Consider the following 23,851-nt stretch of genomic DNA (forward strand, 5'->3'; position numbering starts at 1 on the left):
TGACCGATGGAGGAGATCGACCGCCGGATCGTCACGCTGCTCGCCCACGACGGCCGCATGAGTTTCACCGACCTGGCCAGGGAGACCGGGCTCTCCGTCTCCGCGGTCCACCAGCGCGTACGCCGCCTGGAGAAGCGCGGCGTCGTCCGCGGCTACGCCGCCGTCATCGACCACGACGCGATCGGGCTGTCGCTGACCGCGTTCGTGTCGATCAAGCCGATCGACCCCGCCGCGCCCGACGACGCCCCCGTGCGGCTGGCCCATCTGAGCGCCATCGAGGCCTGCCACAGCGTCGCCGGGGACGAGAGCTACATCCTGAAGGTGCGGGTGGCCTCGCCGGTGGCGCTGGAGGACCTGCTGCAGCAGATCCGCGCCTCGGCCAACGTCTCCACCCGCACCACCGTGGTGCTGAGCACGCCCTACGAGCACCGTGCCCCCGTCGTCGCCCCCGACGTCACGCCCCCCGAGCCCGACCAGAACGCGTCCGCCTGAAAGCCCACCGGAACGCCTTCCCCCGACAGCCCCGACGGGCGCCGCCCCCGCAGGGACCGGCGCCCGCGTCCGGTGCACGTACCCGACGAGCGGCACCCGCACGCCGGCGGCCCGGTCAGCGGGTGACCGGGAGCGCGAAGTGCGAGCGCAGCCGGGCCAGCGCGGACTCCGGAGCGCCCAGGTGCTCCAGCCCCAGCAGCGCCGCCCCCGCCACCGGCGGCAGGTCGGCCACCACGAGCTCGGCCTGCGGCGCCCTGGCCGCGAACGCCGACTCCAGCAGCGGCGTCAGCAGCGGGTCCCGGGCCGCCAGCATGCCGCCGCCGAGCACCACCTCGACCGGCGTCCCCAGCAGGCCGAGCCGGCGCAGGCACACCTCGGCCATCACGGTCACCTCCTCGGCCTGCCGCTGGACCAGCGACCGGGCGACCGCGTCCCCGGCCGCGGCGACGGCCAGCACGCCGGGGGCCAGCTCGTGCAGCCGCCCTTCGTCCACGCGCCCGAAGTGCAGGTCGAGCACCAGCTCCTCGACGGTGGCCGTGCCGAAGTGGGCCGTGACCAGCTCCGCCAGGGCCGTCGGGGCGCCGCGGCCGTCCTCGGCGCGCACGGCGTGCCACAGCGCCTCCTCGGCCACGCCCTGGCCGCCGCCCCAGTCGCCGCTGATCCGGCCGAGCGAGGGGAAGCGGGCGACCTGCCCGCCGGGGGAGACGCCGACCGCGTTGATGCCCGCGCCGCACACCACCGCGACCCCCCACGGGGCCGACGTGCCGGCCCGCAGCAGCGCGAAGGTGTCGTTGCGCACCACCACGTCGGCGAACCCGCGGGCGGCGAACTCGGCGGCCAGCGCCTCCTCCTCCACCGGGAAGTCGGCCCCGGCCAGGCAGGCCGACACGTGGCCGAACGCCTGGGCCGGCAGGCCGCTGCGGGCCGCCGCCTCGGCCACCACGTCCACGGCCGCCGCCACGCCCGCGCTCTGCGGCTCGAAGGGGCCCGCCCGGCCGGTCGCGACCACCTCGCCGTCGTCCGCGACCACCGCGACGTCGGTCTTGCTGTTGCCGCCGTCCACGGCCAGGAGCAGCCGGGAGCCCGCCACTAGCCCACCGTCCAGGGCAGGTGCTCGCGGTTGGCCGCCAGCAGCAGGCCGGTCAGCTCCTCGGCGACGTCGTCCTGGCCGATCAGCGGGTGCGCCAGCAGGGCGTCGCGCACGCGGTCCGCGCCGCCCCGGCGGGCCGCGTCCAGGGCCAGGGTCTCGTACGCCGACACGTGCGCGATCAGCCCGGCGTACAGCGGCTCGACGGGCGGCACCGGCAGCGGCGCGGCGCCGGTGGCGGTGATGGCCGCGGGCACCTCGATGACGGCGTCGTCGTCCAGGAAGGGCAGGGTGCCCTGGTTGCGCACGTTGACGACCTGGGCGTCGCCCCGGTCGCCGAGCAGCGAGGCGATCAGCGCCACCGCCGACTCGGAGTAGAACGCGCCGCCCCGCCGGTCCAGCAGCTCCGGCTTGGTCACCACCGACGGGTCGCCGTACATCTCCAGCAGCCGCGTCTCCATCTCCGCCACCTCGGCGGCCCGGGACGGCTTGGCGCGCTGTTCGCGCACCACCGCGTCGTGGGCGTAGAAGTAGCGCAGGTAGTACGACGGGATGACGCCGAGCCGCCGGATCAGCTCCACCCGCAGCCCGAGGGAATCGGCGATCTCCTCGCCGGCCCGGTCGATGATGTCGGGCAGCACGTCCCGGCCGTCGAGATGGACCGAACGCTCCCAGCTCAGGTGGTTCAGCCCGACGTGTCCCAGCGAGATGCGGCCGGGGTCGACGCCCAGCCCCGCGGCGAAGCGGCGCTGGAAGCCGATCGCGACGTTGCACAGCCCGATGGCCCGGTGGCCGGCGTCGAGCAGCGCCCTGGTGACGATGCCGACCGGGTTGGTGAAGTCGATGATCCAGGCGTCCGGGGCCTGCCGGCGTACGGTCTCGGCCAGCTCCAGCACGACCGGGACCGTGCGCAGCGCCTTGGCCAGGCCGCCCGCGCCGGTCGTCTCCTGGCCCACGCAGCCGCACTCCAGCGGCAGCGTCTCGTCGACGTTCCTGGCCGCCTGCCCGCCCACCCGGAGCTGGAACAGCACGACCTGGGCCCCCGCGACCCCCTCGGCCACCGAGGAGGTGGCCAGCACGCGCGCCGGATGCCCGGCGTGCGCCAGCATGCGCCGCGACATCCCCGACACCAGCTCAAGACGGGACGGATCCGGATCGATGAGGGCGATCTCCGTCACGGGCAGCTCGTCACGCAGCCTCGCGAACCCGTCGACCAGCTCCGGCGTGTACGTCGAGCCGCCCCCGACCACGGCGAGTTTCAACCCTTCACTCCTGTCAAGGTCACGCCCTCGATGAAGACTTTCTGGGCGAGGAAGAACACGATGATCACCGGGGCGGTCACCAGCAGGGTGGCGGCCATGGTGAGGTTCCACTGGACGCTGTGGAACGCCTTGAACGTGGCCAGGCCGAGCGAGAGCGTCCAGCCCTCCTGCTCGACGCCGGCGTACAGCAGCGGGCCGTAGTAGTCGTTCCAGCAATAGAAGAACTGGAACAGGGCGACGGCGGCGACCGCCGGACGGGCCATCGGCAGGATCACCCGCACCAGCGTCCTGAAGTCCGAGCAGCCGTCCACCTTCGCCGCGTCGATGTACTCGCGCGGGATGGTGATCAGGAACTGGCGGAGCAGGAAGATCGAGAACGCGTCGCCGAACAACATCGGCAGGATCAGCGGCCACAGGCTGTCGGTCAGCCCCAGCCGGGCCCACACCAGGTAGATCGGCACCGCGATGACCTGCGGCGGCAGCATCATGGCGGTGATCACCAGCAGGAACGCCGCCCGCCGCCCCCGGAAGCGGAACCGGGCCAGCGCGTAGGCCACCGGGATCGAGGAGGCCAGCGTGAAGACCGTGCCGAGGCCCGCGTACAGCAGCGTGTTGATCCCCCAGCGCAGCAGCTTCGACTTCTCGAACACCACCACGAAGTTGTCGAAGTTCCACGTGCGCGGCCACAGGTCGCCGGTCAGCGCCTGCTCGTCGGTCATCAGCGCGGTCAGCGTCAGGAACACCACCGGCGCCAGGAACATCAGGGCCAGCACGATCGCCGTCGCGTGCGTGGCGATCCACATCAGCGTGCGCCGCCGTCGCGCCCTGACCCCCTGCCGCCGCGCGGGGGCCGCGGGCGGGGCGGGGGCGGTCATGGTCGCGCTCATATCGCCTCCTCGGCCCGGCGGAACTGCCGCAGCAGGATCAACGTGAAGATCATCGACGTGGCGAACAGCAGCAGCGCCAGCACGCACGCGTAGCCCATCGTCCAGTCGCGGAAGCCCGACTGGAAGAGCCACTGAGGCAGCGTCAGCAGCGACTCGTCCGGGTAGCCGGGGGTGAAGGTGGAGCCGGGGGAGTCGGTCGAGCCCGAGGCCACCCGGGAGGCGATCATCGCCTGGGTGAAGTACTGCAGGGCGTAGATGACGTTGGTGACCAGGGCGAACATCAGCACCGGCGCGATCGTCGGCAGCGTCACGCTGCGGAACTGCCGCCAGGCGCCGGCGCCGTCGATGGCGGCGGCCTCGTACAGGTGCCGGGGGACGTCCAGCAGCGCCGCCATGAAGATCACGGCGAGCTGGCCGCAGCTCCACAGCGACAGCAGCGTCAGGCTCGGCTTGGACCAGGCCGGGTCGCCGAACCAGTCGGGCCCGTGGATGCCGAACAGGGCCAGGAACTTGTTCCACGGCCCGGTGGCCGGGTTCATCAGGAAGACGAAGGTGATCGTCCCGGCCGCCAGCGGGACCAGCGACGGCAGGTAGAAGATCGTCCGCAGGATGCCGACGCCGGCCTTGAGCCGGACCACGAGCTGGGCCAGGGCCAGGGAGAACAGCACCGTGGCCGGCACCATGATAGCCACCAGCCACAGCGTGTTCTTGGCCGACATCGCGACCCGCGGGTCGTGCAGCAGGTAGGCGTAGTTGTCCAGCCCGATGAACTCCGGCGTGCTGGTCATGTCGTAGCGGTAGAAGGAGAAGTACACCGTGGACAGCAGCGGATAGACGAAGAAGATCGACACTCCGGCGATCCACGGCGACAACCACAGCAGGGCGCGCAGGCCCTCGCCGCGCCGCCTCGGCGGCGCGGCGTGGGGGGAGGAGGCCATCGCCGATCAGCCCCCGGACAGCTTCAGCTTGTCGTCGATCTGCTTGTCCACGCCCTTGAGCCCGGCGTCGAGGTCGGTGACCGCGCCCTTCTCCCACTTGACGACGAAGGTCGCCAGCGCCTCCTGGTTGAACACGCTGTTGACGCTCGGCGGCAGCGTCGAGGTCTTGGGGTGGGAGAAGACGTCGAGGAAGGTGGCGAAGTTCGCGTCCTTGGTCAGGTCGGGCGATTCCATCGCGGCCTTGGTCGTGGGCACGTTGCGCAGGGCGTTGGAGAGCGTCACCAGCGAGCTGGTGTCGGTGGTCAGGTACTTGACCAGCTCCCAGGCCTGCTGCGGGTTCTTGGCGCCCTTGGGGACGCCGATGACGGTGCCGGCGGTGAAGCCGCTGCCGTACAGGTCGGGCTTGTCGTCGGCGACCGGCAGGGGAGCGGTGGCGTAGTCGAGCTTCTTGGCGTCGTTGGCGATCATGGCGTTGCGCCATTCGCCGTCCAGGACCATCGCGATCTTGCCCTTGTAGAACGGGTGGTCGGCGCTCCACTCGTCGCCCAGGCTCTTGCGGAACTTCTCCAGCTTGTCGTAGCCGTACCAGTCGATGAGCTCCTTCTGCCAGCGCAGCAGGGCCTTCCACGCCGGGTCGGTGCCGATGGCGGAGGTGCCGTCGGCGTTGTACCAGGTGGCGCCGACCATGGGGGCCAGGTGGCTCGGGCTGTTCTCGTAGTACTGCGTGCTGGGGACGAACCCGGCCACCTTGATGTCGCCGTTCGCGTCCCGCACGGTCAGCTTCTTGGCCAGCTCGGCCAGCTCGGTCAGCGTCTTGGGGGGCTGGTTGCCCTTCATCAGGGCCTTGTTGTAGTAGAGGCCGTACGCGTCGGCCAGCAGCGGCAGCGTGCACTGCCGGCCGCCGAAGCCGGTGTAGGAACGTGCCACCTCGGGCAGCACCGACAGGTCGATGCCGTCCTGCTTGATGACCGGGGTGAGGTCCTGAAACGATCCCGACCTGCACCACTGGGCGACGTTGTCGGTCGTGAAGGAGGCCGCCACGTCCGGCGCGTTGCCGCCCCGGATGGCCTGGGTGATCTGGTCGTCCTGGACGCCCTTGGTGGCCTTGACGGTGATCTGCGGGAACTTGGCGTGGAACCCGGCGATGGCCTCCTCGAACGCCTTGACCTCGGCGTCGGTGGAGAATCCGTGCCAGAGCTGGATGGTGGCCGCCGGGAGGGCCGCGGAGGCCGAGCCCGAGGGTCTGGGCTGGGAGCCGAGCGAGGGCCCGGCCTCCCTGCCGGCGGTGCAGGCGGCGAGCGCGAGGATCGCGACGGCCGCCAGGGGGACGAAGCGCACGGGGGGTGCCTCCTACCGCTGGGGGATCATGAAGGGAGGGTGGAACGGGATGGAGAAAGAGGCTCTAGGAAGGGACGGTCGAGCTGAAGACCTCGTCGCGCACGGTGTCCAGGGCCAGGTCGAGCGCCCCGGCCAGCACGGGGTTGCCCTCCACGTGCGACAGCCGCACGACGGGGCGGGGGATGGTGAGCGCGTGCAGCTCGTGCTCGACCAGCTCGCGCAGCGGCTCGCCGCCCGACAGCACGACGCCGCCGGTCAGCACGATCAGGCCCGGGTCGATGACGGAGGTGATGGCCGCCAGGCCCACCGCCAGGCGGGCGGCGATGTCGCGCAGCCCCGCCTTGGCGTCGTCGGCCTTCTGCCCCGAGCCCTCCGAGACGCGTACCGCCTTGGCGATGGCCTGGCGGAAGTCGGTGCCGTGCACGCCGTAGGAGCGCAGCAGCCGCAGCACGGCCGGGCCGCCGGTGAGCGCCTGGTAGCCGTGGTTGGCGTAGCGGCCGGCCTCGCGGGCGGTCGGCGCGCCCGGGGTCGGCATGTAACCCACCTCGCCCGCGCCGCCGGTCGCGCCCCTGTGCATGCGCCCGCCGAGCACGATGGCCGAGCCGATGCCCTCGTCGGCCCACAGCAGCACGAAGTCGGAGTGCCCGCGCGCCGCGCCGTGCGCCTGCTCGGCCAGGGCGACGAGGTTGACGTTGTTCTCCACGTCCACGGCCGTGCCGAGACCCGCGCTGAGGGTGGGCACGAGGTCGTCGATCTGCCAGCCGGGCACGTCCTTGGCGGCGGCGTAGCCGAGCCGGCCGGTGGCCGGGTCGATCGCCGCCTGCACGCCGATCACGACCCGGCGCAGCTTGTCCGGCGGGTTCGCGCCGGCCAGCGCCGCGCCCAGCCGGTCGACCAGCTCGCCGCCCGGCCGCCGGGGCGTGGGCAGCGTGTACGAGCCCACCACGGTGCCGGTGATGTCGGCGACGCGGGCCTCGATGCGGTCGGGGGTGACGTCGAGGGCGCCCACGTAGGCCGCCGCCGGGTTGATCCGGTAGACCTCGGCGGTACGGCCCGGCAGGCCCTCCCTGATGCCGTCCAGGACCACCAGCCCGGCGTCCTGGAGGCGCGACAGGAGCTGGGAGGCGGTGGGCTTGGACAGGCCCGTCAGCGCGCCCAGCTCCGGACGGGTCAGCGACCCGCGCTCGAGGAGCGCCCGCAGGGCCGCGCGGTCGTTGATCGCGCGCAGCAGGCTGGGCGTTCCCGGAACCGGACCGCTCATCAGGAGGACCCCTTCGACGAAGTTAGGAAACTTTCCTAACTCGAGAACATAGGGAGTTCTCCCATGCTGGTCAAGAGGGCGAAACCAAGCCGTGACCCGGAAGGGGGAAGGGAAGATGGGAGTGCCTCGACAGGCGTGCTAATGTCATCGTTTGTCGCAACAACAAGCAGAATGGCCCGGAGTGTCCCATTAACCACAATAATGGTCAGGCGGCAACTCGTCAAACGGAGCTCGCCAAGGAGCAGTCCTACGTCACCGGTCTGTACGACCGCCTCGACGAGCTGCGCGAGCGCACCCAGCGCCGGCTCAAGGAGGTGCTGGCCACGGGTGCCGTCGGCACGATGCAGAACAGATCGGAGCGCGACTCCTTCGCCGACATGTACGCCGGGCGCCTGGCCCGGCTCTGGGCGGTGGAGCGCGGCCTGGTTTTCGGCCGGCTCGACCACGTCGAGGAGGGCCGCCTCTACATCGGCAAGCTCGGCCTCACCGACGACGAGCAACGCCGCCTGCTCATCGACTGGCGCGCGCCCGTCGCGCAGCCGTTCTACCGCGCCACCCCCGCCGCGCCCATGGGCGTGACCAGGCGCCGCCACCTGCAGACCAGGGAACGCAACGTCGTCGGCGTCGACGACGACCTGCTCGACCTCGACGCGCTCACCGACGACGACCGCGCCACCCTCAACGGCGAGGCCGCGCTGCTGGCCGCCCTCGACGAGCGCCGCACCGGCCGCATGCGCGACATCGTCGCCACCATCCAGGCCGAGCAGGACCGCGTCATCCGCAGCGACCTCAACGGCGTCCTGGTCGTGCAGGGCGGCCCCGGCACGGGCAAGACCGTCGTGGCCCTGCACCGGGCCGCCTACCTGCTCTACACCCACAGGGAGCGCCTGGAGCGCCGCGGCGTGCTCATCCTCGGCCCGAACCTCACCTTCCTGCGCTACATCGAGCAGGTCCTGCCCTCGCTCGGCGAGACCGACGTGCTGCTGTCCACCGTGGGCGAGCTGTACCCCGGCGTGACCGCCACCCGGCGCGACCGTCCGGAGGTGGCCGCGGTCAAGGGCGACGCGCGGATGGCCCAGGTGATCGAGCGCGCGGTGCGCGAGCGGCAGAAGGTGCCGCGCAAGCCCGTCGAGCTGACGGTGGGGCGGCTGACGCTCACCGTCGACCGCGCCATGCTCGACGCGGCCAAGAACAAGGCCGTGCGCTCGCGCCGCCCGCACAACCAGGCGCGCGCGGTGTTCGTCAGGTCGCTGCTGAACGCGCTGGCCCGGCAGCAGGCCCGCAAGATCGGCAAGGGGCTCATCGACGACGACGAGCTGGCCGACCTGCGCGAGGAGCTGCGGACCGAGCCGGTGGTCAAGGCGGCCCTCAACCGGCTGTGGCCGTACCTGACGCCCCAGCGGCTGCTGCTCGGCCTGTACGGGTCACCCGAGCGGCTCGAGGCGGCGGGGGGCGTCCTGAGCCCCGCGGAGAGGGCGCTGCTGCGCCGCGACTCGGCCGAGTGGACCGACGCCGACGTGCCGCTGCTGGACGAGGCCGCCGAGCTGCTGGGCGACATCGACGAGCACGTGCTGCGCGCCTCGGCGATGCAGGCCGAGGAGGAGCTGGCCGCAGCGAGGCAGGCCGAGGAGCACCAGCGCGAGGCCGAGCTGGCCTACGCGCGCGAGGTGCTGGAGCTGACCGGCCTGTCCGACGTCATGGAGGCCGAGCGGCTGGCCGAGCGCCAGCGCGGCGACGGCCCCTACCTCACCACCGCCGAACGCGCCGCCGCCGACCGCACCTGGGCCTACGGGCACGTGATCGTGGACGAGGCGCAGGAGCTGTCGCCGATGGCCTGGCGGGCGGTCATGCGGCGCTGCCCGACGCGGTCGATGACGATCGTCGGCGACATCGCCCAGACCGGCTCGGCGGCGGGGGCGCGCTCGTGGGCGCAGGTGCTCGACCCGTACGTGGCCGGGCGCTGGCGTCAGGAGCGGCTGACGGTCAACTACCGCACGCCCGTGGAGCTCATGGAGGTGGCCGCGCGGGTGCTGGCCACCATCGACCCGGCCCTGCAGGCGCCGACGTCCGTGCGCGAGCTCGGCGCGCGGCCCTGGTCGGCGCCGCTGTCCGCGCTGCCGGAGCTGGCCGGGGCGGAGGTCGCGGAGGGCGGCAAGGTCGCCGTCGTGGTGCCCGACGCGCTGCTGGACACGCTCGGCGCGCGGCTGGTCGCGGCCGTGGAGGGCGCCGCGGTGGTCACGCCCGGCGCCGGACGGGCCGCCGGGGCCGCCGCCCTGGACGCGCCCCTGGCGGTGATGGGCGTGGCCGACGCCAAGGGCCTGGAGTTCGACTCGGTGATCGTGGCCGAGCCGGACCTCATCGCCGCCCAGTCGCCACGCGGGCCGAGCGACCTGTATGTTGCTCTGACCCGTGCCACGCACCGGCTGGGCGTCGTCCACGAAGGGCCGTTGTCGCAGGCGCTGTCGGGCCTGCCGGGCAGGTCCCCGACGTCGGCAAATGGGCTTTGACCCGCTTTGCGATGGCAGGCCGAACATGTCCCACCTGCGGAAACTTGATGTTCCCGCTGATCGGGACACGGTTGACATCTGAGGTGGAGTCGGTAGTTTGCTGCGCAGTCCAGCACGGGACTTGGCCGGTTGGCCGTCTCTGACATCGCCGGATCCTGCGTCCGTGACGGAGCGTGACTTCGTCCACACAGCCAGGTGCAGGGCCGTCGGTCCGTCGAGTCGGGGCACCCCAACCGGTTGGGGGGTTGGACCCGGGACGGGTCCGGGAGCCCAGTAGACAACGGAATTCCGCGCTCGCCGCCGACGAGACGGGTCCGGTCCGAAGGGTTTCCGGGCCCTCTTCCCGCTCTCGTGCGCAGGATCGCGGATCGCGCCGGGTGATCCCGTCCCTAACGGGATCACCCAGCCGGCCGCCTGTGAGCGGCCGTTCTCGATCTCCATTTTCGATCTTCGCGTGCGCCGCCGGCCTGAGCGCGGCCCCGGGGCGGTAGCGTTTTCGCAAGCAGGCGTGCGATTGTGCGAGGAGACCCGGCGTGGTTCAGGACAAGACGAGCGTTCCGCCCGTCCCCGGGCGCGAACCGGCTCCCGAGGCGGAGGCCGCCGACGGCCCCGCGGACACCGTCTCCTCCGCGGTCGAAGGCATCGGCGCCCAGGGTGAGCGCCGGTGGGTCCTGGCCGCGCGGGTCGCCGCCATGGTCGCCGGCGGGCTGCTGCTCTACACCGCCTTCCCGCCGCTCGACTGGTGGCTGTGCGCGCCGATCGGCATCGGGCTGATCGTCGCCGCCCTCTACCGCGCCCGTCCCCGGCGCGCCGCGTGGCTGGGCTATCTGGGCGGCGCCGTGTTCCTGTTCCCGACCCTGGCCTGGGTGCGCACGATCGGCGACGACGTCTGGGTCATGCTGGTGGCCACCGAGAGCGTGTTCTACGCCGTCATGGCCGCCCTGGCGGCCCTGGTGTTCCGGCTGCGGCTGTGGCCGCTGTGGTTCGGCGCGCTGTGGGTGATGATGGAGTGGATCCGCAGCCTGGTGCCCGTCGGCGGCTTCCCGTGGGCGCGGGTGGCCTTCAGCCAGGGCGAGTCGCTGTTCACCTCCTACGCCGCGCTGGGCGGCGCGCCACTGGTCTCCTTCGCCGTCACGCTGTGCGGCGCCCTGCTGGCCCACGCCGTCCTGGTGCGGCCCGCCGCCCCCGTGGGCAGGGCCGTGAACCACGTCGTGCGCAGGGCCGTCCCGGTGGCCGTGGCGCTGGCCGTGCCGCTGCTCACGCTCGTCCTGCCGAGGCCGGGCGACGAGGGCCGCTCGATCAACGTCGGCATCGTGCAGGGCAACGTCCCGGGGCGCGGCATGCACCCGCTCGGCGACGAGCCGGCCGTCGTCCTGCGCAACCACGCCGAGGAGACCAAGCGGCTGGCCGACGCCGTGCGCGCCGGGGCCCTGCCGAAGCCCGACATCGTCGTCCTGCCCGAGAACTCCACCGACATCGACCCCTACACCAGCGCCTTCGCCCGCCAGGTCATCGACGAGTCGGTCAAGTACGTCGGCGTCCCCACCCTGGTCGGCGCCGTCGTGGCCATCGGCGACGAGCACCGCGCCACGCGCAGCCTGGTGTGGGACCCGGTGAGCGGTCCCGGCGCCTACTACGACAAGCAGCACCTGGTGCCGTTCGGCGAGTACACGCCGTTCAAGGAGATCGTGCTGGCCCTGTGGGAGCGGGCCAACCTGGTCGGCCGGCAGTCGGTCGCGGGCACCAGGCCGGGCGACCTGAAGCTCGGCCCGGTCACCATCGGCGCGGTCAACTGCTACGAGGTGGCCTACGACGACACCGTGCGCGGCACCGTGCGCGCCGGCGGCACCCCGCTGGTGGTGCAGACCAACAACGCCAGCTACGCGCTGTCCAACCTGCCGCCGCAGCAGCTCGCGATGTCCAAGCTGCGGGCCGTCGAGCACAACAGGGCCGTCGTCACGGCCGCCACGACCGGGATCTCCGCATATGTCACGCCTGACGGTAAAGTCTCCTGGCAGACCCGTGAACTTGTCCCTGACATGAACGTGGTCAAGGTGCCCGTACGCACCCAGGAAACGATCGCCACAAAGGTGGGCGACCTTCCTGAATGGGCATTGATGTTGATGGGAGCGGTGGCTGTCGGAGTCGCCGCACGGCGCGGCAGGCGAGGCGACCGAATGGGGAACGGCTCATGATGGAGACTGTCGGCCGGGTGCTCGTCGTCGTCCCGACCTACAACGAGCGCGACAACCTGCCCGCGATCGTCGAGCGGGTGCGCGCCGCCGTGCCGGACGCCCACGTGCTGGTGGCCGACGACAACAGCCCCGACGGCACCGGCGCGGCCGCCGACGCGCTGGCCGAGGCCGACGAGCACGTCCACGTGCTGCACCGGCCGGGCAAGCAGGGGCTCGGCGCGGCCTACATCGCCGGCTTCCGCTGGGGCCTGGGCGAGGGCTACGACGTGCTGGTCGAGATGGACGCCGACGGCTCCCACCAGCCCGAGGAGCTGCCCAAGCTGCTGCAGGCGCTGGCCGACGGCGCCGACCTGGCGATCGGCTCCCGCTACGTGCCCGGCGGCAAGGTGGTCAACTGGCCCCACCGGCGCGAGCTGCTGTCCAAGGGCGCCAACATCTACACCCGGGTGATGCTCGGCCTGCCGGTGCGCGACGCCACCGCCGGTTTCCGCGCCTACCGGGCCGCCACGCTGGAGAAGGTGGGCCTGGCCGGGGTCGAGTCGCAGGGCTACTGCTTCCAGGTCGACCTCACGCTCCGCACGTCCAGGCACGGGCTGCGGGTGGTGGAGGTGCCGATCACGTTCGTCGAGCGCACGGTCGGCAAGAGCAAGATGAACGGCAAGGTCATGTCCGAGGCGTTGTGGCGCATCGGCATGTGGGGCGTCACCGGCCTGCCCCGCCGCCTGCGCCGCACCCGCGGCTGACCGGCGGCTGACGGGCGCGTGAGGATCCGCGTCCAGGAACGCGCGCGGCCCGCCGGACGTTGTTCCTGATGTACGTGTGCGCGGAATCGAGGAAACGATGCGGCTGCTGCTGTTGCTGGCCCTGCTGGGCGTCCCGGTGCTGGAGGTCTGGCTGCTGATCCAGGTCGGATCGATGATCGGCGGATGGCCGACCGTCGGCCTGCTGATCGCGGGCAGCCTGCTGGGCGCCTGGCTGGTGCGCCGCGAGGGCCGCCGGGTCTGGCGGCGTCTGCAGGCGGCCCTGTCGGAGGGCCGGGTGCCCGACCGTGAGCTGGCCGACGGCGGCCTGGTGCTGGCCGGCGGCGCCCTGCTGACGATCCCGGGCTTCTTCACCGACGTCGTCGGCTTCGTCTTCGTACTGCCCTTCACCCGGCCGCTGATGCGGCGGCTGGCGTCGTCGTTCTTCGACCGGCGGATCAAGCGGATGGCGGCGGCCTCGCCGTACGCGAACGTGTTCCCGCCGGCGCCCGGCGTGGACCGGGCCCCGCAGGGCGGCAAGGTCGTGCACGGCGAGGTCATCCACGGCGAGGTCATCCACGGCGAGGTCATCCGCCACGACCGCGACGCCTGAGGGCGCTACCAGCGCCGGTAGACCTCCTCGGCCCAGCCGTACAGGCCGTCGACCGTGACGCTCGCGCCGTCGTCGGCGACGACCGTGCCGCGGTAGTGGCCGAACGCCTGGGCCTCCTGGCTGCGCATGTAGAACGCGCGCCGCACGTCGGCCTCGCGCACGTGCTCGGGGACGAACTCCAGGTCCACGCGCTCGCCCTCGATGCGCCAGGGCGCGCGCCAGTCGGTGGTGTCGTACCGCCAGACCAGCTCCTCGCTGATCTTGTGCAGCCGGCCGTCGAGGATCAGGCCGTTCTCCACGCTGCCGGTGCCGTCGGTCCACTTGCCGCCGATCTGCAGGGCGACGTCGCGGCCGCCGGGCCGTCCGGCGGCCGCCCCCCAGTTCCAGCGGATGTCGCCGGGCCAGCGCCCACGCCCGAGGTCGAGCGTGGCCAGGGCCTCGGCCGGGTCGAACTCGTAGGTCAGCCCGCCCACGCGCACGGTGCCCTCGGCGGGCCGGCCGACGTCCTTGACCGTGTACTGGAAACGGCGGGGGCTCCAGGGCACCACGACCGACAGGCTCTCGCGGCCCGGCACCCGGCGCACCAGCACGTCAGCGGCGATCTCGGCGGACTTCAGCCGCAGCCGGGTGCCGTCGGCGGTCTCGTCGACGCTGATGCGGACCGGGCCGGCGCCGATGCGCACGCTGCCCTCGCCGCCGCGCTCGGAGAAGGACACGCCCCTGGCCGGGACGAGCAGGCCCCGGCTGGAGACCTGCTCGCCGGTGCGCCGGTCGAGGAAGAACGCCGACTCGCCGGCCAGGTAGTCGAGGCTGCTGGCGCTGAAGGCGAACACGTGGCCGGGGCTGGTGACGCACCAGTAGTCCCAGCGCATGGTGCGGCCCCAGCCACGGATGTTGGCGCGGTGCAGCGGGGTGCGGCTCCAGCCGACCGCGGCCGGGTTGAGCCGGCCGTCGGGCAGGCACAGGTCGACCCGGCGGGTGATCTCGCGCTCTGCGACCGCGCGCGGGCTCGTCTTCATCGTGCTCTCCGTCGTGCTCTCCGTCATCGTCCCAGCCCCACGCTGAGGTACTTGTACTCCAGGTAGTCGGCCACCCCGTGGTGGCCGCCCTCGCGCCCGTAGCCGCTGCTCTTGACCCCGCCGAACGGCGCCTGCGGCGGCGCCAGCGGGCCGCCGTTCACGGTGACCATGCCGAACTGCAGCTCCTCGGCCACCCGCAGGGTCCTGGTCAGGTCGTTGGTCCACACGTAGGCGGTCAGGCCGTACGGGGTGGCGTTGGCGCGTTCGACGACCGTGTCGCAGTCGTCGAACTCCAGCACCGGCGCGACCGGCCCGAACGTCTCCTCGCGGCAGACCAGCATGTCCTCGCTCACCCCGCCCAGCACGGTCGCCGGGTAGTACGTGCCCGCCCCCTCCGGACGCCGCCCGCCGGTCAGGACGGCCGCGCCCTTCGTGACGGCGTCCTCGACGTGCCTGCTCACCTTGGCCACGGCCGCCTCGTCGATGAGCGGGCCCAGCTCGGCCGCCCGCGCCTGGCGCACCAGCTCGTCGGTGAAGGCGGCGGCCAGCGAGGAGTGGACGAAGAGGCGGTTGGGCGAGGTGCAGGCCTGCCCGGCGTTGAGGAACTTGCTGCGGGCCACCGCGCGGGCGGCGGCGACCGGGTCGGCGTCGGGGAAGACCAGCACGGGCGCGTGCCCGCCCAGCTCGACGCTGAGCCGCTTGACGTCGTGGGCGCTCTGCCTGATCAGCTCGCGGCCGACCTCGGTGGAGCCGGTGAAGGACACCTTGCGCACTCGCGGGTCGGTCATCACCGCCTGCCCGAACGCGGCCGGGCGGGACGTGGTGACCAGGTTGAACACGCCCGGCGGCAGCCCGGCCGCGACGAACGCCTCGGCCACCGCGATCGCTGACAGCGGGGTCTGCTCGGCCGGCTTCAGCACGACCGTGCAGCCGGCGGCCAGCGCCGGGCCGAGCTTGCGGGTGATCATCGAGACCGGGAAGTTCCACGGGGTGATGCCCGCGACCACGCCGACCGGCTCGGGCAGCAGCCAGATGCGGTTGCCCTCGTGCGCGCCGGGCACGGTCTCACCGTACAGGCGGCGGGTCTCCTCGGCGGCCCACAGCAGGTGGTCGGCGCCCGAGAGCACCTCGCCGGTCGCCTCGGCGAGCGGCTTGCCCTGCTCGGCCGTCATGATCGCGGCGATCCGGTCCGCCCGCGCGGTCAGCTCGCCGGCGGCGGCCCGCATGAGGCCGGCGCGCTCGTGCGCGGGCATGGCCCGCCAGCCGGGCAGCGCCGCCGCGGCCGCGTCGATCGCCTGCGTGGCCAGCTCGGGGCCGCAGTCGGCGACCTGCGCCAGCGGCTCGCCGGTGGCGGGGGAGCGGACGGTGAAGGTCTGGTCGGCCTCCTGCCATGCGGCTCCGATGAGAGCCCTGCGGGTGTCAGCCATGTGTCTCCTGGATTCCTTCGATGAGGGCCTTCATGGCGGCCATCTCGTGCGCGTGCTGCAGCCTGCCCGCCAGCGGGATGTCGCCCTCGACCAGGGCGTTCCTGATGGCGATGTGCTCGGCGTGCGACTTGGGCAGCCGCCAGGGCACCAGGCGGAAGCCGCGCTGGGCGGTCTCCGTGCGGGCCCACAGGCTCTGCAGCATGCGGTGGGTGAGCTTGCTGTGCTCGGTGTCGCACAGCAGGGAGTGGAAGCGCCGGTTGAGGCGGGCGAAGGCGGCGACGTCCTCGCGGGCGACGGCGGTCTCGCACTCGGCGAGCACGGCGTCGACCTCGGCCAGCCGCGCGCCCTCCAGCGGCACGCCGCCCAGCTCCAGCGCCAGCGCGGTGAGCGCGGCCCGGACGCTGTAGAGCTCGCGCACGTTGGCCACCGTGAGCTCGGCGACCACGGCGCCGACGTGCGGGCGTTCGACCAGCCAGTCCTCGGAGCAGAGCTGCTTGATCGCCTCGCGCACGGGCGTCTCGCTGATGCCCACGGCCTCGGCCACCACCCTCGTGGTGATCTTCGTGCCGGGAGGCGCCTGGCCACTCATGATCAGATGTTTGATGTGCTCCGCCGCAAGATCCGCCTTGGTGCGGAAGGGGGAACGTGATTCGGCCATGGTTGAGGAGCCCTTCAGACCCGCTGGACGGTGAGCGGCTCGATCGCCGCGTGGTCCAGCTCTACACCGATTCCGGGCCCCGTCGGAACGGCGACGAGACCGCGGGAGTCGGGCAGCAGCGGTTCGGTCAGCATGGCGTGGAACACGTCCGGGACGATCACCGGCGGATCGTAGGGGTACTCCAGCCAGTCGCAGTTCGGCAGCGAGGCGCAAAGTTGCAGGTTGCCCGCCACGCCGAGCCCGGTGGCCCAGGCGTGCGGGATGACCTTGCGCTGCCGGGCGGCGGCCATGGCGCCGAAGTCGCGCAGCGCGCCGATCTCCTCGCTCTCGTTCGCGTCGGGCTGAAAGATGTCGAAGCAACCATCCTCCAGCATGCGCACGAGCTGGCCGATGCCCCGGTTGTGCTCGCAGCCGGCGATCGGGATCGGCGAGGCCGCGGTCAGCTCGCACAGGGCGCGGTAGTCGTGCCGGGGCAGCGGCTCCTCCAGCCACGCCACGCCCAGCCCGGCCAGCTCCCTGGCGGTGGTCAGGGCGCGCTCGAAGTCCCAGATCAGGCGGGTGCCGTCGGGGGCGTAGCGCCAGCGGGCGGCCGCCTGGTTGGCGTCCACCATGATCGCCACGTCGGGGCCGACCGCCTCCCGCACGGCGGCGACCTGCCGCACGTCCTCGGCGACGGTGGCCGCGTGCACGCGCAGCTTGATCCCCTGGAAACCCCGTTCGACGGCGGCCAGGGCGTCCTCGGCCCGCTGCCGCGGGTCGCGGAGCTCGCCGAAGCTCGCGTACGCGCGGACAGCTCCCGAGTGCCCGCCCCAGAGCTTGTACAGCGGCTGCCCGCAGGCCTTGCCGACGGCGTCCCACACGGCGACGCCGACGACCCACGGCCGGGGGAAGACGTACTCGGCCACGTACCGCAGCCGGTTGGCGACGTGCGTGGTGTCGAAGGCGTCCAGGCCGACGAGCTGCGGGCGGATCCAGCCGCGGATCGCCTCCAGCAGCATCGGCCCGGTGCCGTGGCCCATGTCGCCGCCGGACACCCCGACGATGCCCTCGTCGGTCTCGACCTCGACGATGACCGCCGACATCGCCCGGTGCGCGCCCTCCGGGGCCCATGACGGCACGAACGGCCGGGGATAGGGCAGCTCGATGACCCGCGCGCGGACGTCTGTGATCCTCATCGGCTCCTCACCCCTTGGTCGCGCCGTCCGCGAGACCCTTGATCAGGTACTTCTGCACCAGCAGCGCGAAGACCACCACGGGCAGCACGGTCAGCACGCCGACCGCGGCCAGCGGCCCCCACATCCCGCCCTTCTCGGTGTCGGCCGCGATCCCGGCGATGGCGACGGGGATGGTGACCGCCCGGTCGTTGGTGAGGATCAGCGCGAACAGCAGTTCCTCCCAGGCCAGGATGATGCAGAAGATCAACGTCGAGACCAGGCCGGTCAGGCTCGTCGGCACGATGATCCGGAAGAACGCCCCGAACCGCGAGCAGCCGTCGATCATCGCCGCCTCCTCCAGCTCCTTGGGCAGCCCGCGGAAAAAGGCCCGCATCAGCCACACCACGTACGGCACCAGGAAGGTCACGTACGCCAGGATCACGGTGATGTACTGGTCGGTCAGCCCGAGCTTCCTGGCCACCAGGAACAGCGGCACCACCAGCGCGATCGGCGGCACCGCGCGCGAGGCCAGGATCAGCCCGCCCACCACGCCCGCGCCGCGCATCCGCAGCCGCGACAGCGCGTACCCGGCCATCGAGCCGGCGACCATGGAGATGGCCGAGGCGCCGGCCGCCACGATGACCGTGTTGACCATGCGGGGCAGGATGCGCGCCTGCTGGAAGTAGCTGACGTAGTTGTCGAGGGTGAACTCGCTCAGCCAGCGCGGCGGCACCGTGAAGATGTCCCTGGGCAGCTTGAACGAGATCGAGACCATGTAGAGCACGGGGAACAGGAAGGCCAGCGTCACCAGGACGGCCCCCGTGACGGCCGCGTACCGTCTCACCATCGGTTCTCCAGACGCCGGGTCACGCGGAACAGGACAAAGGTGATCAGCATCGTCAGGACCAGGACGATCGTCGCCATCGAGGAGGCCGAGCCGAACTCCAGGCTCCGGAACCCCTTCTCGTAGATGTAGAGGTTGATGACGTTGGTCGAGTTGCCCGGCCCGCCCCTGGTCGCGGCCAGCGCGATGTCGAACATCTTGACCGCGCCCAGCCAGCGCACCACGAACGCGGCGGCCATCACCGGCACCAGCAGCGGCAGCGTGATGCGCCGCAGGATCGCCCAGCGGCCGGCGCCGTCGGAGCGGGCGGCCTCGTACACGTCGCCGGGCAGTGCCATGATCCCGGCCGAGGCGATGAGCACCACGAACGGCGTCCAGCGCCAGGTGTCGATGACGATCAGGCTGACCATGGCCAGCGCCGGGTCGCCGATCCACTCGACGGGCCCGACGCCGACCAGGCCGAGGGCGTAGTTGACCACGCCCCACAGCGGGTCGAGCAACATCCGCCACACGCCGCCGGCGACCACCGGCGCCACCACCATCGGGATGAGGAACAGGGCGCGCAGCACGCCCCGCCCCCGCCAGGCGACGTTGAGCAGGAACGCGATGGCGAACCCGAGCACCATCTGCAACGGCAGCGCGATCACCAGGTAGACGCCGGTGACCCGGAGCGAGTCCAGGAAGCCCGGATCGCGCAGCACGGCCTCGTAGTGCCGCCAGCCGACCCACCCGGACGGCTGGAAGGAGGCCAGGTCGAAGTCGGACACGCTCACCCAGGCCGTGTAGAGGATCGGGTAGAGCAGCATGCCCGCCAGCAGCAGCAGGGCGGGGGCCAGGAAGAGCCAGGCCGTGCCCGGCTCTCCCAGTCGGGCACGCCTCACTGGTTGTAGCCCTTGGACGTCAGCAGGTCGCCGATCTCCTTGGCGGCCTGGTCGATCGCCTGCTGCGCGGTGGCCTGCCCGGACATGGCCCGGCTGGTCTGCAGCGCCAGGATCTGCTGCACGGCGTCGGACTCCGGGAGCCTGGGCCGCCACATCTCACCCTTGGAGACGACCTCGTAGCCGTCCTTGAGCGCCTTGTAGACCGGGACGGCCCACTCGGCCGGCGGCGTGCCGTCGAGGCTGGAGTTGCGGGCGGGGAAGGTGCCGAACGCCTTGCCGGTGAACTGCTCGCCCTCCTTGGAGGTCACCCACTGCAGCCAGGTCCAGGCGGCGGCCGGGTGCGTGGACTTCTTGGAGATGCCCGCCGTCCAGATCCCGCGGTGGGCGCCCGGCGCGGTCGATCCGGCGGGCAGGGTGGTGAGGCCCACCTGCTCAGGGGTCAGGGTGGTGGTCTCCTTGTCCACGGCGGTGCCCTTGTAGACGCTGCCCCACATGAACATGGTGGCCGTCTTGCCCTGCCGGAAGGCCTCCAGCGGCTCGTTGAACTGGTACGTGCTCGCCCCGGGCGGCGCGTACTTGAGCAGGTCCACCTGCGTCTGCAGGGCCTTGACGCCCGCGGGGCCGCCGAAGGCGACCTTCGTGCCGTCCAGGATCTTGCCGCCGTCGGAGTTGAGCACGGTCTGCCACACGGTGGGGGTGAGCGGGTCCTTGGTGAAGTACGTGCCCACGGCCCAGGAGTCGGTCCTGCCGTCGCCGTCGGTGTCCTGGACGAGTTTGGGGGCGTCCTTGAAGTACTGCTCCCAGGTGGTCTCGGCGGTCGGCTCGGCCACGCCGGCCTTCTTGTACAGCGACTTGTTGTAGAACATCAGCAGCAGGTTGGAGCGCACGGGCACGGCGTACTGCTTGCCCTCCCATTCCCCGGCGGCCAGCGGCGAGGGGTTGAAGTCGGCCCAGTCGTAGCCGGGGTCGTTCCACTTGGCCAGCTCGGGGCCCTTGAGGTCGTACAGGGCGCCGGTCTTGGCCAGCTGCGGCAGCCAGGGGTCGTCGGCGAGCACCACGTCGTAGGTGGCGGTGGTGCCGGTCAGCTCCAGCATCGTCTTGGGCAGCTGGTCGTTGTAGGGGATGCCGTCGACGGTGACCTTGATGTTCGGGTGCTTCTTGGCGAACTCCGGCACGAGCTTGTCCTGCCACTGCTTGGCGAAGGCGTCGTTGGCGATCACGCGGATCGACACCGGGGCCTGCGCCGTGCCGAGGCCGCCGCCGTCGGCCGGGACCTCCTGCGACGACGAGCCGCAGGCGGCGACGCTGAGCGCGAGCACGGCCGCGGCCGTGACGAGCCGGGTGTTGGTCAACACGGGTGTCCTCCCGGAGGGGAATGGGGGATTTCAGGCGGAGGGGTCGACGGCGAGCTTGACGACGTCCCGGCCGTCCAGCGGGTGGCCCGAGCCCAGGGCCTCGAGCGCCTCGCGGACCCGGCCGAGCGGCACGCGGTGGCTGACCACGCGCTCGAAGGGGCTGCCGCCGCGTTCCAGGATCGTCAGCGCCTGGTGGTAGCGGCGCTGCATGTCGGGGCCGGCGCCGTAGACGCCGGCGATGGTGAGGTCCCGCTTGAGCAGGTCGCTGTAGGGATTGACGGGGACGGCGCCGCGGTCGGTGAAGTTGCCCAGCTCGGCCAGCACGCCGCCGTCGGCGACCAGGCCGAGCGCCTCGGTGAACGCCTCGGGCGAGCCCGCGGTGCCGATGACGGCGTCGGCGCCCGCGCGTCCCAGTGCGTCGAACACCGCCCGGCGGCGCCCGGCGGGTCCTTCGCCGAGGCCGACGACGGTGTCCGCGCCGAGCAGCGCGGCCAGCTCCAGGCGGGCGCCCGGCGCGCCGACGGCGACCACCCTGGCCGCCCCGGCGGCGCGGGCGGCGACCACGGCCATCAGGCCGATCGCGCCGACCCCCTGGACCACGACGGTGGAGCCGATCCGGATCGCGGAACGTTCCACGCCGTGCAGGGCCACCGACAGCGGCTCCTGCAGCACGGCGACCTCGGCGGGCAGCTCGGTCCGGTAGAACACCGTGCCCGCGTTCGAGGCGTACAGGTGGGTGGCGAAGCCGCCGGTCAGGTACGGCGGCCGGTCGGCGGGGGAGGCGAACCCGTAGGACGGCCGCCGGTCCGGGCAACTGCCCGGCCTGCGGCGCACCTGGCACTCGAAGCACCGGCCGCAGCTCAGCGACGGGAAGACGCCGACCCGGTCGCCGACGGCCACCGGCCGGCCCGCGTGGTCGGTCGCGACGCCGTCGCCGAGCGCGGCCAGCCGGCCGACGATCTCGTGCCCGAGCAGCGCGGGGAACCGCACGCTGGCCAGCCGGCCCCGGTAGATGTGGGCGTCCGTGCCGCACATGCCGCACAGCTCGACCTCCAGGACGAACTCTCCCGGACCGGGCTGCGGCAGGCCGTACTCGCGCACCTCCACCGCTCCCGCGACGTCGGTGACGATCGCCGCGCGTGCCGTCGCGTCCATGCACCGCCTCCTGCATTCTGCTTTCTATAGAATGTGGAAGACGCTAGTTCGTCCGGTTTTGTATGGTCAATCCTTGTTACCGGAATGTTTCTGAGGCCACGTCCACGAAGTAGGCCCGCAGCAGCCTGCGTCCTTGCTCGATCATGGCCGGATCGCCCTGCGGCGTCGCGGAGAACGTCAGGTACAACACCGCCGCCGTGGACTGGATCGCCAGCCGCATCACCCGGTACGGATCCGGCAGCGCCGGCAGCCCCGCCTCCTCCAGCGCGAAGTGGTAGAGCCGCTCGGCCAGCACGTCCCCGCTCTCCCGCACCCGCCCGGCGGGCAGGAACGACGGGCCGCCCGGCCGGGTGTCGGCGAAGTCGACCACGGTGAAGCCCGGCACGCTCCTGCGCATCTCCACCGTCTCGGCCAGCACCAGCTCCGCCGCCCGCGGCCAGGTCAGCGGCGGCTCCTCGGCGACCCTGGCCCGCAGCCGGGCCAGCAGCACCTCCAGGTTGCGCAGCGCCAGCTCGCGCAGCATGCCCGGCTTGCCGTCGAAGAACTGGTAGATCGTGCCGGAGGGCACACCGGCGCTCCTGGCGACGTCGGAGATCGTCAGGGCGTCCAGGCCGACCTCGTCCAGCAGCCGGGCGCAGGCGTCGAGGATGCGTTCGACCCTGTCGATGCTGCGTCGCTGGACCGGTCGCCGCCGGATGCCGGGGTTCTCCACGAACAAGTCTTAACATAACGACCTGTCATGTTCTAACGTGACATCCTCTCACGTTCCCCCCAGGGAGGACCTGCATGGCCGAACCGCGCCTCGCGCCTGACAGACGGGTGTCCGCGGGCTGGATGTCTCTGCTGGCGCTGGCCCAGATGGGGGTCATCATGGCGATGACCGTCGGGAACCAGATCCTGCTCCCCTCCCACGTGGCACGCATCGATCCGCAGCACAAGGAGGCGTCGCTGGCGGTGGTGTTCGCCGTCGCCGCCGTCTGCACGATCGTGGCCAACCCGCTGTTCGGAGCTCTTTCCGACCGCACCCGCGCCCGGATGGGCCGGCGCCGCCCCTGGATCGCGGGCGGCGCGCTGGTCTGCGCCGCGTCCCTGGTCTTCCTGTCCCGCCAGGACTCCCTGGCCGGGCTGGTCGTCGGCTGGGCGGTCGCCCAGCTCGCCTTCACCGCCGCCCTGGCCACCGCCATCGCCACCGTGCCCGACCAGGTGCCGATCAGCCAGCGGGGCAAGGCCTCGGCGCTGGCGGGCGTGGGCCAGCTCGCCGGGCCGCTGCTGGGCGGCGTCGTGGTCACCGTCGTGGCGACCGGCTCGCAGGCCGGGTTCCTGGCGATGGCCGTCCTGGTGCTGCTGCTGGTGCTGCCGTTCAGCCTGTTCACCAAGGAACCCGCGAGCGCGCCGGCCGACCTGCCGCCGTTCGGGCCGCGCTCGCTGCTGCGCAGCTTCAAGGTGAGCCCGCGCAGGCACCCCGACTTCGCCTGGGCCTGGCTGAGCCGCTTCCTGATCACCCTCACCCTGGCCATGGCGATCGGCTACCTGCAGTACTACCTGCGCGACGGCGTCGGCTACGAGGCGCTCTTCCCCGGCTCCACCGTCGAGCAGGGCGTCGTGGTGCTGGTCGCGGTCTTCACGCTGAGCAGCGTCGCGCCCACCCTGGTCGCGGGCTGGTTGTCGGACCGGTTCGGCAACCGCCGCACGGCCGTCTTCGTCGGCGGGCTCACGATGGCCGCCTCCGGGCTCGTGCTGACCTTCCTGACCAGCTGGCCCGCCGCGATCGCCGCCAGCGTCCTGCTCGGCGCCGGCTACGGCATGTTCGCCGCCGTGGACCAGGCCATGGTCACCCAGCTCCTGCCCGCCGACGCCGACCGCGGCAAGGACCTGGGGATCGTCAGCCTGGCCAACTCCGCCTCCAGCACGTTCGGGCCGGTCATCGCCGCGCCCCTGGTCACCTCCGCGGGCGGCTACCCGCTCATGTACGCCGTCGCGGCGGCCTTCGCCGCGCTCGGCGCCTGCCTCATCTGGAGAATCCGCAGTGTCCGATAAA

At 72.2% G+C, this 23,851-nt stretch carries 21 protein-coding genes; 6 read left to right on the forward strand and 15 right to left on the reverse strand.

Annotation, left to right across the window (positions count from 1 at the left end; all coding sequences use genetic code 11):
* Positions 1 to 6: 6 nt before the first annotated feature.
* The gene (locus tag AB0J71_RS39165; protein ID WP_352326804.1) at positions 7 to 492 is read left to right on the forward strand and encodes an Lrp/AsnC family transcriptional regulator; all 486 of its coding nucleotides are present in this window, start codon (positions 7 to 9) and stop codon (positions 490 to 492) included.
* Positions 493 to 607: 115 nt separating this feature from the next.
* On the opposite strand, the gene AB0J71_RS39170 is transcribed toward AB0J71_RS39165, so the two are convergent.
* The 6 genes from AB0J71_RS39170 to AB0J71_RS39195 all read right to left on the reverse strand — a co-directional run bounded on the left by AB0J71_RS39170 (position 608) and on the right by AB0J71_RS39195 (position 7,265).
* Entirely contained in the window at positions 608 to 1,582 is a 975-nt protein-coding gene (locus AB0J71_RS39170) for a BadF/BadG/BcrA/BcrD ATPase family protein (protein ID WP_352326805.1), read from the reverse strand.
* The gene (locus AB0J71_RS39175) at positions 1,582 to 2,841 is read right to left on the reverse strand and encodes a 6-phospho-beta-glucosidase (protein ID WP_364419151.1); all 1,260 of its coding nucleotides are present in this window, start codon (positions 2,839 to 2,841) and stop codon (positions 1,582 to 1,584) included. Before AB0J71_RS39175 ends, AB0J71_RS39170 begins: the two co-directional genes overlap by 1 nt.
* Positions 2,838 to 3,728: a carbohydrate ABC transporter permease gene (locus AB0J71_RS39180; RefSeq protein WP_352350803.1), complete on the reverse strand. Its 891-nt coding sequence runs from the start codon at positions 3,726 to 3,728 to the stop codon at positions 2,838 to 2,840. The genes AB0J71_RS39175 and AB0J71_RS39180 overlap by 4 nt, the downstream gene beginning before the upstream one ends.
* The gene (locus AB0J71_RS39185) at positions 3,725 to 4,666 is read right to left on the reverse strand and encodes a sugar ABC transporter permease (protein ID WP_364390392.1); all 942 of its coding nucleotides are present in this window, start codon (positions 4,664 to 4,666) and stop codon (positions 3,725 to 3,727) included. The genes AB0J71_RS39180 and AB0J71_RS39185 overlap by 4 nt, the downstream gene beginning before the upstream one ends.
* Before the next feature lie 6 nt (positions 4,667 to 4,672).
* Positions 4,673 to 6,004 carry an ABC transporter substrate-binding protein gene (locus tag AB0J71_RS39190; RefSeq protein ID WP_352330748.1) on the reverse strand — a complete coding sequence of 444 codons (1,332 nt, stop codon included), beginning with the start codon at positions 6,002 to 6,004 and terminating at the stop codon, positions 4,673 to 4,675.
* 64 nt (positions 6,005 to 6,068) lie between these two features.
* On the reverse strand, positions 6,069 to 7,265 hold the full coding sequence (locus AB0J71_RS39195) for an ROK family transcriptional regulator (RefSeq protein ID WP_364419154.1): 1,197 nt from the start codon (positions 7,263 to 7,265) through the stop codon (positions 6,069 to 6,071).
* A gap of 341 nt (positions 7,266 to 7,606) precedes the next feature.
* On the opposite strand from AB0J71_RS39195, the gene AB0J71_RS39200 reads away from it, so the two are divergent.
* From AB0J71_RS39200 to AB0J71_RS39215, 4 genes are all read left to right on the forward strand, one after another.
* Positions 7,607 to 9,772 carry an ATP-binding domain-containing protein gene (locus tag AB0J71_RS39200; protein WP_364419156.1) on the forward strand — a complete coding sequence of 722 codons (2,166 nt, stop codon included), beginning with the start codon at positions 7,607 to 7,609 and terminating at the stop codon, positions 9,770 to 9,772.
* A 533-nt stretch (positions 9,773 to 10,305) separates the two neighbouring features.
* Positions 10,306 to 11,967, forward strand: coding sequence for an apolipoprotein N-acyltransferase (gene lnt, locus AB0J71_RS39205; protein ID WP_364419158.1), 1,662 nt, complete (start codon positions 10,306 to 10,308; stop codon positions 11,965 to 11,967).
* Positions 11,964 to 12,710 (forward strand): polyprenol monophosphomannose synthase, encoded by a 747-nt coding sequence (locus AB0J71_RS39210; RefSeq protein ID WP_352324930.1) that lies wholly within the window; start codon positions 11,964 to 11,966, stop codon positions 12,708 to 12,710. The genes lnt and AB0J71_RS39210 overlap by 4 nt, the downstream gene beginning before the upstream one ends.
* Before the next feature lie 97 nt (positions 12,711 to 12,807).
* A complete protein-coding gene (locus AB0J71_RS39215) occupies positions 12,808 to 13,320 on the forward strand; it encodes an FxsA family protein (protein ID WP_364419160.1) in 513 nt (170 codons plus the stop codon).
* A 5-nt stretch (positions 13,321 to 13,325) separates the two neighbouring features.
* Here the strand turns inward: AB0J71_RS39215 and AB0J71_RS39220 are convergent, their stop codons facing one another.
* The 9 genes from AB0J71_RS39220 to AB0J71_RS39260 form a co-directional block, all read right to left on the reverse strand.
* Entirely contained in the window at positions 13,326 to 14,339 is a 1,014-nt protein-coding gene (locus tag AB0J71_RS39220; protein WP_352324932.1) for a DUF2804 domain-containing protein, read from the reverse strand.
* Positions 14,340 to 14,362: 23 nt separating this feature from the next.
* Positions 14,363 to 15,766 carry an NAD-dependent succinate-semialdehyde dehydrogenase gene (locus AB0J71_RS39225; protein ID WP_352324933.1) on the reverse strand — a complete coding sequence of 468 codons (1,404 nt, stop codon included), beginning with the start codon at positions 15,764 to 15,766 and terminating at the stop codon, positions 14,363 to 14,365.
* Positions 15,759 to 16,424 carry a GntR family transcriptional regulator gene (locus tag AB0J71_RS39230; protein ID WP_352324935.1) on the reverse strand — a complete coding sequence of 222 codons (666 nt, stop codon included), beginning with the start codon at positions 16,422 to 16,424 and terminating at the stop codon, positions 15,759 to 15,761. Before AB0J71_RS39230 ends, AB0J71_RS39225 begins: the two co-directional genes overlap by 8 nt.
* A 14-nt stretch (positions 16,425 to 16,438) precedes the next feature.
* The gene (locus tag AB0J71_RS39235) at positions 16,439 to 17,599 is read right to left on the reverse strand and encodes a mandelate racemase/muconate lactonizing enzyme family protein (protein ID WP_364419162.1); all 1,161 of its coding nucleotides are present in this window, start codon (positions 17,597 to 17,599) and stop codon (positions 16,439 to 16,441) included.
* A gap of 7 nt (positions 17,600 to 17,606) precedes the next feature.
* Positions 17,607 to 18,425, reverse strand: a complete 819-nt coding sequence (locus AB0J71_RS39240; RefSeq protein ID WP_352324937.1) for a carbohydrate ABC transporter permease — start codon at positions 18,423 to 18,425, stop codon at positions 17,607 to 17,609.
* Positions 18,419 to 19,303 carry a sugar ABC transporter permease gene (locus AB0J71_RS39245; protein WP_352324938.1) on the reverse strand — a complete coding sequence of 295 codons (885 nt, stop codon included), beginning with the start codon at positions 19,301 to 19,303 and terminating at the stop codon, positions 18,419 to 18,421. Before AB0J71_RS39245 ends, AB0J71_RS39240 begins: the two co-directional genes overlap by 7 nt.
* Positions 19,300 to 20,658: a sugar ABC transporter substrate-binding protein gene (locus tag AB0J71_RS39250; protein WP_352324939.1), complete on the reverse strand. Its 1,359-nt coding sequence runs from the start codon at positions 20,656 to 20,658 to the stop codon at positions 19,300 to 19,302. Before AB0J71_RS39250 ends, AB0J71_RS39245 begins: the two co-directional genes overlap by 4 nt.
* Before the next feature lie 30 nt (positions 20,659 to 20,688).
* A complete protein-coding gene (locus tag AB0J71_RS39255) occupies positions 20,689 to 21,813 on the reverse strand; it encodes an alcohol dehydrogenase catalytic domain-containing protein (protein ID WP_364419164.1) in 1,125 nt (374 codons plus the stop codon).
* 76 nt (positions 21,814 to 21,889) lie between these two features.
* Positions 21,890 to 22,525 (reverse strand): TetR/AcrR family transcriptional regulator, encoded by a 636-nt coding sequence (locus tag AB0J71_RS39260; protein ID WP_352324949.1) that lies wholly within the window; start codon positions 22,523 to 22,525, stop codon positions 21,890 to 21,892.
* Positions 22,526 to 22,599: 74 nt separating this feature from the next.
* Here AB0J71_RS39260 and AB0J71_RS39265 point away from each other — a divergent pair, with 74 nt between their 5' ends.
* Entirely contained in the window at positions 22,600 to 23,850 is a 1,251-nt protein-coding gene (locus AB0J71_RS39265; protein WP_352324941.1) for an MFS transporter, read from the forward strand.
* The last annotated feature ends 1 nt before the right edge of the window (position 23,851 follow it).

Origin of the sequence: Nonomuraea sp. NPDC049637 (genome assembly GCF_040675235.1) — a bacterium.
In the GTDB taxonomy this organism is placed as follows: Bacteria; Actinomycetota; Actinomycetes; order Streptosporangiales; family Streptosporangiaceae; genus Nonomuraea.